Here is a 6121-nt window from a genome sequence, read left to right on the forward strand (position 1 = left end):
CGGCACGCCCGCCGCAGGCGCGACGGCCGGCACGCCGAGCGCCTCGCGGACCCTGGACGCCCACGCGCTGCTGCTCGCCGCGGCGGCGACCGCGGCCAGGGAGCCGTCCGCGTCCGGCCGGTTCTGGTACACCCGGGAGCACGTCTCCCAACTGGTCCGCGTGGTCCCCGGCGACTACTACGCCGCGATCCACAAGCTCGCGGCGGAGGAGCGGGCCAAGCGCGCGGAGCTCAAGGACCGGCCCGCCGAGCTGAAGGCCTACGAGAAGGACTTCGACAAGCGGGTTCTCCGGCTCAAGACCGCCCCCATGCCCTACGCCGCCGCCACGACCACCGTGGAGGAGAGCTGGGCCGGCCGCGGCGCCGGCCGCGTGGACGTCGTCGAGGGGCCGTCCGTGTCCTTCGCCACGCCGGAGGACGAGGCGAAGTGGAGGGCCGCCGGGTCTCCTGAGCTGACCGAGAAGCGGCCCGCCTCCCGCAGCACGGAGCCGCGCCTGCTGTCGATCGACAACCCCTCGCTGACCCTGGCCGACGTGGGCCGCCTGCCCACCGGGCGGGACGCCCTGGCCCGGCGGCTGCGCGAGCTGTACCGGCAGAGCCCGGCCGTGGACGGCCGCAGCTACGCCTCCTACCTGTGGAGCACCGGCTTCGACCTGCTGACGGCGCCGATCACCCCGGGGACGCGCGCGGCCCTGTTCCGGGTGCTGGCCGACCAGCCGGGCATCGTCTCGCAGGGACGTACGGCCGACGCGCTCGGACGACCCGGGGTCGCCCTCACCCTCACCGAGCAGGACGAGGTGGAGGGCAGGGTCGACTACCGGATGATCCTCGACGAGGGGACGGCCAGGCTGCTGCAGTTCGACGTGGTCGTCGGCGGCGGACCCCTGCCCGCGCTGCGCGAGACGTACGAGGACATGGGCTGGGTCGGCCGCCTCGGCGAGCACCCGCGCTCCTGAGCCGTACGGCAGGCGGCACGAGAGGTCCCGTCACGGGGGCGGGACCTCCCACCGCGCGGCCGCGGCCGCGGCCGCCGTCCCGGCGCTACGGGGAGTCGGGTCCGAGCGGGGCGGCGGTCGCGGCGGCCGGCGCCGCGGGCTCCTTGAGCTCGACGAAGATCGAGTGCGTCTCCGTGTCGCCGATGTTCTCGCCGGCGTGCTCCTGGGCCGACAGCCAGCGGGCCTGTCCGGCCTCCAGCGCGAGCTCCACCTGGCGGCCGCCGGCGGTGAGCCTGCGTGTGAAGGCGGCCAGCGTGACCATGACGCTGTCGGGATGGCGATGCGGGGAGGTCCGGTCGCCGGGCCGGTCGCGGTACCGCAGCACCCGCACCCGCTCGTTTTCGAAGATCACTGTGTAGAGGCCGGGATCGGTCAGGACGGGATCGTGGCTCATGCCGCCTCCATGGCTTCATGGGACTCAAGTCCCATGGGACGACAGTACCATGATGGCTATGGCCGTACCATATGAGCTCACGGGCCGGCATCAGCAGAAGGCGCGCACGCGGCGGGCCCTGGTGGACGCCACCCGGGAGCTGATGGCGCAGGGGATCACTCCGACCGTGGAGCAGGCGGCGGCCGTGTCGGGCATCTCCCGCACGACCGCCTACCGCTACTTCCCCAACCAGCGACTCCTGCTGGTGGCGGCGCACCCCGAGACCGAGCAGGTCTCCCTGCTCCCCGACTCTCCGCCCGACGACCCGGCGGCGCGGCTGGACCTGGTCATGCGGGCCTTCACCCGGCTGACCCTGGAGTGGGAGCCGCAACTACGGGCCTCGCTCCGGCTGTCGCTGGAGCCGGGGGCCGGGCAGCCGGTGCTGCGCGGAGGGCGGGCCATCGGCTGGATCGAGGACGCCCTCGCCCCGCTGCGCCGCACCCACCCGGAACTCGACGTGCGCAACCTGGCCGTCGCGATCCGCTCGGCGACAGGCATCGAGTCGCTGGTCTGGCTGGTCGACATCGCCGGCCTCACCCGTGAGCAGGCGGTGCGGACGATGACGCGCTCCGCGCGGGCCCTCCTCGACGCGGCGCTCGCCGCCCACGCCGCCGGCCCGATCCCGCCTGGTGACGGTGCGCACGGCGGGATCTGAAGGCGCCGATTCCGCCAGGCGACGATGCGACCTGAAGGCCGGGTTCTCAGGGGCGCTTACCGACGCCCGTGAGGACCTCCTTGAGGCGGCCGGCCGGTCCCTTGTCGGGCGCGAGCGGCGGTGTCTCCATCCCGGCGCCCTCGCGCATGCCCTCGATCACCGCCCGCAGGGCGTCGGTCCCGCTGTGACGCGGCCGCCAGCCCAGCTCCTCGTGAGCCCGCGTGACGTCCATGATCGGGATCTGCAGGGCCATCTCCACCAGGCCCGGCGAGGCGGGGATCAGCCGCAGGTGCCATCCGGCGGCCACCGCCGTCCGCACGAGCGCCGGCGGGACCGGGACGCGCCGCGCCCCCAGCACCTCGGCCAGCACGGCCGGGTCGATGACCGGGTCGGCGGCGATGTTGATCGCCCCCGCGACCGGCTTCGTGAGCGCCAGCCGGAACGCCTCACCGGCGTCGGCCGCGTGCAGCGCCTGGAACCGCAGGCCCGGCATGTCCGGCACGAACGGGATCAGGTTCGACCGGACGAGCCGCTGCGGCAGGAACGGCCCGGCGAACAGCCTCCGCTGCTCGGTCGCCGCCTCCTGCTTGAAGATGAAGCCCGGCCGCATCCGGACCACGCGGATGCCCGGATGCTCCCTCTCGTAGGCGTCCAGCACCCGTTCGACGTACGCCTTCTCGCGGGAGTAGGCGGCGTTCGGCCAGCCGTGCGTGGGCCAGCCCTCGTCCACGGGCCGGTCCTTCGGCCCGGGCGAGTAGGCGCCCACCGACGAGGAGTGGACGAGCGCGGAGACCCCGGCCCGCGCCGCCGCCGTGAAGACCCGGACGCTGCCGATCACATTGGAGTTCCAGGTCGTGACGGGATCATGGGTCGGCTGGAACAGCCACGCCAGATGGACGACGGCGTCCGCCCCCGCGAAGATCTCCGTGAGGTCGCTCCGATAGACGTCGGCCGTCCGCCACTCGGTCTTCCCGGTCCGCCAGTCCGGCATCCTGCGTGCCACGCCGACGATCGAGGTGACGCTGGGCTCGGACTCGAGGGCCTGCATCACGCTCGTTCCGACGTTGCCGGTGGCACCAACCACGACTACTCGCATATCTAGCCCGGTTCCCGAGGACGAACAGGGCAAACTGGACAGCCGTCACGACGAGGAGCCGCGCGTGCCGTACAAGATCGAGGTGCCCGGGGAGCTGGCCGCGTCCCACGCCCGGCACAGCGGGGACGCCGGACGCGCCTGGATCGACGCGCTCCCCGACCTCGCCGCGTCCTTCCTCGACCGATGGGACCTCACCCCCGACGGCGTCCCGTCGTACGGCGTCGTCTCGCTCGTCATCCCGGTACGGCGGGCCGGCGGCGGACGGGCCGCGCTCAAGCTCCAACCGGCGAACGAGGAGAACGACGGCGAGCCGGTGGGCCTGCGGACCTGGGCCGGCGCGGGGGCGGTCCTCCTGCTCGACGCCGACCCGGCGACCGGCACCCTGCTCCTGGAACGGCTCGATCCGGACCGCTCGCTCGCCACACTGCCCGACGGCGCCGAGGCCGTCCGGATCCTGGCCGGCCTGCTGGCCCGGCTGACCGCCCTGCCCGCCCCGCCCGGCCTGCGGCGGCTCGCGGACGTCGCCGCGGCGATGCCGGCCGCGGCGCTCCGGGCGCTGCCCGGCCTCGCCGACCCTGAGGAGCGGCGGCTCGCGGACGTCTGCGTCTCGGCCGTGCGGGACCTGCTCCCCGAGCCCGGCGACCGCCTGCTCCACTGGGACCTGCACTACGGGAACGTGCTCGCGGGCGAGCGGGAGCCCTGGCTCGCCATCGATCCCAAGCCTCTGGCCGGCGACCCCGGGTTCGACCTGATGCCGGCGCTGTGGAACCGGTGGGACGAGGTGGTGGCGTCCGGCGACGCCGCCCGGGCCGTACGGACCCGGTTCGACCTGATGACCGAGACGCTGGGGCTCGACCGGCGGCGGGCCGCGGGATGGACGCTGGGCCGGGTTCTGCAGAACACCCTGTGGGATCTGGCCGGCGGCGTCCACCGGATGGGCCCGGCACAGCGGGCGATCGGGGAGGTGATGCGCCCGTTGTGGGCCCCCTGATCTGGAGTCCCAGATTTCCCCTTGGACATAGGCGGGGAATTCAGTGGTGGCGCGGGAATACCGATACCTAGGAGGATTAAGTTCTCATTCTGGTCAGAGAGGCGGAACAGGGGAGATGGCTCAGATCGTCGGTGGCGGACGCCCCGTCAATGACGCCGAACGAAGGGTCATCGCGCACCTGCGGGACAACGCCCCTGACGACTGGCTGCTGCTCCACAACATCGAGGTGCCGCGCGGAGCGGACCTGTTCGAGGTCGACGTGGTCGTCCTCACCGGCCACTCGCTGATCGTGATCGACGTGAAGGGCGCCCGCGGCCGCTTCGAGGTGGTGGGGACCCGGTGGTTCCCCCAGCACAGGGAGGCGTTCGGCTCCCCCGTGGCCAAGCTGCGCGGCACCGCGCGGGCGCTCAAGGGCCTGCTCATCGACGAGCACCGCGAGCTGGAACGGCTCTACGTGGACAACGTGGTGGTGCTGACCGCGCCGGGCGCCGTCCTGGTCGACCCGACCGGCCGCGACGCGCGCCACGTGACGACGATCCCCGGCCTGGTCCCGATGCTGAGCGACGTCTCCCGGGTGCGGCACGGCTGCAGCAGGGACGCCCGGCCGTACCGGACGGCGATCATCGAGGCGCTGAACGGGACCGTGCGCCGCTCGACCGCCCCACCCCGGTTCGGCAACTGGGAGGTCGAGGAGCAGCTCGGCGGCGACAGCCGGGTCACCGAGTACCGCGCGGTCAACGCGACGGCCCCGACCAGCGAGACCGTGCTGCTGCGGGTCTACCGGGCCGACCCGATGGCCGAGCAGCAGCGGCGGGTGGCCGAGCAGCGGCGCATCGCGAACGCCTACCAGTCGCTCGCGAAGATCCCGCCGCATCCCTGCGTCGTCCGCTCGCGCGACTTCTTCGCCATCGACGACGAGAGCCGGTTCGTGCTGGTGCTCGACGACGTGCACGGCCAGGCCCTGCACCTGCACCTCACCGGGCGCAAGCTCGGCACGGACGCCAAGCTCGGCGTGATGGAGGACATGCTGGCCGGGCTCGCCCATGTGCACGCCAACAACGTGATCCACCGGGCGCTGACGCCCGCCTGCGTGCTCGTGGCCGACAACGGGGGCGCGATGCTGACGGGCTTCGACTACGCCAAGCCGGGGCCGCGCAAGCACACGGTTGCCAACGAGCTGCCCAACATCCTGGACGTGCACTACGTCGCCCCGGAGTGCCGGGCGCGGCCCGACCGGATGACGCCCGCCTCCGACGTGTACTCGGCGGGCGTCATCGCGTTCCAGCTCCTGACCGGCGAGCTGCCGGTGCCCGGAGCCGACGCCGAGCCGGACGCGAAGGGGGTCGCTCCCGAGGTCATGGACCTCGTACGGCGGATGCGCGATCCCACCCCTGCCAAGCGGCCGGACGCCGCCTCGGCGCTGGAGGAGCTTCGGCTGGCGCGCAACGCCCGGCCGCGGCTGCGGGAGGGCGCCCTGATGGACCGGGTGCGCCGGACCCTGCGCCGCTTCTCCCGGGACTGACGCGCGACGCCGCCGACTCTCCGGGGATTGAGACGCGACGCCGCCGACTCTCCGGGGATTGAGACGCGACGCCGCCGGCGGAGTGCGTGCCACGCGGGCCGTGTGGATGGGCACACGGCCCGCGCGAGGCTTTTTGGGACAGCGGGGCGTTCTTCCCTGCCGCGGTCAGCGGGAGGTGGCGTACGGCCAGGTCCAGTCGCGGATCTCGGCGGGGTCCTCGCCGTACTCACGGGTGTGGGCGCGGGCCCGCAGCCGGGCGTCGGTCATCCGCTGGCGCAGGTGCGCGGCCCGGGCGCCGAGCCCGGGCACCCGGTCGACCACGTCGATCACCAGGTGGTAGCGGTCGATGTCGTTGAGCATCGCCATGTCGAACGGCGTGGTGGTGGTGCCCTCCTCCTTGTACCCCCGCACGTGCAGGTTGTCGTGCCCA

6 protein-coding genes and 1 pseudogene are annotated in these 6121 nt (G+C 73.4%); 4 read left to right on the forward strand and 3 right to left on the reverse strand.

Annotation, left to right across the window (positions count from 1 at the left end):
- Positions 1-955 (forward strand): hypothetical protein (locus MPTA5024_RS14930; RefSeq protein WP_198167163.1); only part of this gene is annotated, 955 nt, incomplete at its 5' end.
- Positions 956-1040: 85 nt separating this feature from the next.
- On the opposite strand, the gene MPTA5024_RS14935 is transcribed toward MPTA5024_RS14930, so the two are convergent.
- On the reverse strand, positions 1041-1388 hold the full coding sequence (locus MPTA5024_RS14935) for a cupin domain-containing protein (protein WP_036324651.1): 348 nt from the start codon (positions 1386-1388) through the stop codon (positions 1041-1043).
- A 58-nt stretch (positions 1389-1446) separates the two neighbouring features.
- Between MPTA5024_RS14935 and MPTA5024_RS14940 the strand changes: the two genes are divergently transcribed.
- Positions 1447-2082, forward strand: a complete 636-nt coding sequence (locus MPTA5024_RS14940; RefSeq protein ID WP_036324652.1) for a TetR/AcrR family transcriptional regulator — start codon at positions 1447-1449, stop codon at positions 2080-2082.
- 46 nt (positions 2083-2128) lie between these two features.
- Here MPTA5024_RS14940 and MPTA5024_RS14945 read toward each other — a convergent pair whose 3' ends face one another.
- Positions 2129-3178, reverse strand: coding sequence for an NAD-dependent epimerase/dehydratase family protein (locus tag MPTA5024_RS14945; protein ID WP_036324653.1), 1050 nt, complete (start codon positions 3176-3178; stop codon positions 2129-2131).
- 64 nt (positions 3179-3242) lie between these two features.
- Here MPTA5024_RS14945 and MPTA5024_RS14950 point away from each other — a divergent pair, with 64 nt between their 5' ends.
- Positions 3243-4169 carry an aminoglycoside phosphotransferase family protein gene (locus MPTA5024_RS14950; protein WP_036324654.1) on the forward strand — a complete coding sequence of 309 codons (927 nt, stop codon included), beginning with the start codon at positions 3243-3245 and terminating at the stop codon, positions 4167-4169.
- Positions 4170-4284: 115 nt separating this feature from the next.
- Entirely contained in the window at positions 4285-5691 is a 1407-nt protein-coding gene (gene mads6, locus MPTA5024_RS14955) for a methylation-associated defense system protein kinase MAD6 (protein WP_036324655.1), read from the forward strand.
- Positions 5692-5856: 165 nt separating this feature from the next.
- Here the strand turns inward: mads6 and MPTA5024_RS14960 are convergent.
- A pseudogene (locus MPTA5024_RS14960) lies at positions 5857-6121 on the reverse strand (phosphoketolase); the annotation flags it as partial.

The sequence above is a fragment of the Microbispora sp. ATCC PTA-5024 genome (assembly GCF_000511135.2).
Taxonomy (GTDB): domain Bacteria; phylum Actinomycetota; class Actinomycetes; order Streptosporangiales; family Streptosporangiaceae; genus Microbispora; species Microbispora corallina.

Bases quoted from the DNA above. Each gene is read 5' to 3' on its own strand.
- MPTA5024_RS14935 (WP_036324651.1), bottom strand. From the start codon at position 1,388: ATGAGCCACGATCCCGTCCTGACCGATCCCGGCCTCTACACAGTGATC.
- MPTA5024_RS14940 (WP_036324652.1), top strand. From the start codon at position 1,447: ATGGCCGTACCATATGAGCTCACGGGCCGGCATCAGCAGAAGGCGCGC.
- MPTA5024_RS14945 (WP_036324653.1), bottom strand. From the start codon at position 3,178: ATGCGAGTAGTCGTGGTTGGTGCCACCGGCAACGTCGGAACGAGCGTG.
- mads6 (WP_036324655.1), top strand. From the start codon at position 4,285: ATGGCTCAGATCGTCGGTGGCGGACGCCCCGTCAATGACGCCGAACGA.